This window comes from Microcystis aeruginosa NIES-4325, from assembly GCF_008974145.1.
GTDB lineage: Bacteria > Cyanobacteriota > Cyanobacteriia > Cyanobacteriales > Microcystaceae > Microcystis > Microcystis aeruginosa_G.
The window spans coordinates 1-463 of the sequence record NZ_BJKP01000125.1; the positions used below are offsets into that span (position 1 = coordinate 1).

A 463-nucleotide genomic window follows, 5' to 3' on the forward strand; every position below is an offset into this window, starting at 1 on the left:
ATTTTCAGGCGTGCGCTTAAGTCTCTCATGCTGACGATACTTTTATCCAGCGCAAAACCTATCCAACAGGACACAAAAGTAAATGTACTTAATGCGGGATAGTCATTTTTGGGGAGTGGCTTGAGAACCTCTTTCATTAGTTTTGGGAAAATTGTTAGCATGGCTTATTCACATTTATTGGTGTATATTTACTTTATTTTCTTATCTATAATATCAAATTTTGTACGACTTTTTTCCACGTTCAACACTTCTGCCACAAACGGTAAGTAAAACCGATTTATATCGACTTTTATTTAATCTAAATCTTTCTTGAACTATCTTAAATACTTTGACAAATCGAATTAAATTCTCAACAAAAATTCGCCGAGATGATAAAACTTTATTTTCTTTAATTTGATTCTCGGTTAATTCTCCATTCTTAGGTTTTTTATCAGGAGTTCTGATTTGATTTTCTCCCAGGTAA

Annotated in this window: 1 protein-coding gene; it reads right to left on the reverse strand. The window is 32.4% G+C overall.

The features are described 5' to 3' along the window. Nucleotides 1-213 precede the first annotated feature (213 nt). Nucleotides 214-463, reverse strand: a 250-nt coding sequence (locus MiAbW_RS19290; RefSeq protein ID WP_238707373.1) for a transposase family protein, incomplete at its 5' end; no start/stop codon positions are given.